Consider the following 1,457-nt stretch of genomic DNA (forward strand, 5'->3'; position numbering starts at 1 on the left):
GGCTCTTCACAGATGAGGGTGTAGGTGGGGTCTGAAGCCGCCGGTCTCGAGCAGGCTGCGGGCGATGTAGTTGGTGAGGTTGCGGAAGCCGAGGGCGGAGCCGCGGAGGTGTTCCAGGCGTCCGTTGAGGGCCTCGGTGGGCCCGTTGGATGTGCCGGGCCGGTCGAAGTAGGCGAGCACGTCGGCGGCGCGCTTGGCCAGGGTCCGGCCCAGCGTGGTGAGCTCGACCAGTGGCTTCGGGATGCCGGCGCCCAGGTCTGTGATCAGTTTGTCCATCAACTCCCGGCCCTGGCGCCGGTCCTGGTGGCGGTAGGCGGCGATCATGCGCTGGTAGATCCCCCAGGTCGCCTCGACCTCGAGGTGTTCCTCTGCCGCGAAGAGCGCGTGCAGGCGGTCGTTCTGCTTGTCGGTGAGCAGGTCCGCGCCGGTGTGCAGGGTTCGGCGGGCCTTGTAGAGCGGGTCGTCCTTGAATCCTCGGTGGCCGTGGATCATGAGCTGGACCCGGCGTCGGCACGCATCCAGGGCGTCGCCGGCCAGTCGAACGACGTGGAAGGGGTCCATCACCGCGACCGCGTCGGGGACCTCCTCGGCGGCGGCGGTCTTGAAGCCGGTGAACCCGTCCATCGCGACCACCTCGACCCTGTCGCGCCAGGGCTGGTCGCGGTCGGCCAGCCAGGTCTTGAACACGGCCTTGGAGCGGCCTTCGACCATGTCCAGTAGCCGGGCCGGGCCAGTGCCGTCGCGAACCGGGGTGAGGTCGATGATCACGGTCACGTACTTGTCGCCCTTGCGGGTGTGGCGCCACACGTGCTCGTCTACGCCGAGGACACGCACCGAGTCGAACCGGGCTGGGTCATCGATCAAGACCCGCTTGCCCTCGGCCAGGACCGCGTCGTTCGCGGTGTTCCAGGCAACACCGAGGCCTTCGGCGACGCGAGACATCGTCAAGTGCCCGACCACGATCCCTTCGAGTGCCCACCGCAGCCCGGCCCGGGAGATCTTCGCTCGTGGTTCGGCCGCGGCGGTGGTGTCCTGCCGCCACACATGACCGCACCCGGCGCACCGGTACCGGCGGATCGTGACCAACAGAGTCGTGGGGCGCCAGCCCAGCGGTTCATGGGCCAGTTCCCGGGTCACGGTGTCACGCGGGACACCCTGACAACCGCACCGCCGGCACCACTGGTCCGGCTCCACGACCCGGCAGGCCAGCACGGCACGGTCGGGTTCGAGCCGTTGGCCCACTGCTTCCAGGCCGAGCACGTCCAGACGGCAGAAGGCAGTCAGGTCAGGGTGGTCGAACAAATCAGCGCGGCCACCGACGGTAGCGTCGTACATGTCGAGGTCTTTCGAGATGGGCGTGTAGGAACCTCCATCCTCGGAAGACCTCGACCCCTCCCCCCACACCGACGCGCCACCCGACCGCGCGACATGCCCTACACCCTCATCTATGAAGAGCC

General features: G+C 68.5%; 1 protein-coding gene. It reads right to left on the reverse strand.

The features are described from left to right. Positions 1–6: 6 nt before the first annotated feature. Complete coding sequence (locus BMX93_RS12600) at positions 7–1,335, reverse strand: ISL3 family transposase (protein WP_091971701.1); 1,329 nt, start codon at positions 1,333–1,335, stop codon at positions 7–9. Between the last annotated feature and the right edge of the window lie 122 nt (positions 1,336–1,457).

Origin of the sequence: Propionibacterium cyclohexanicum (genome assembly GCF_900111365.1) — a bacterium.
GTDB classification, from domain to species: domain Bacteria; phylum Actinomycetota; class Actinomycetes; order Propionibacteriales; family Propionibacteriaceae; genus Propionibacterium; species Propionibacterium cyclohexanicum.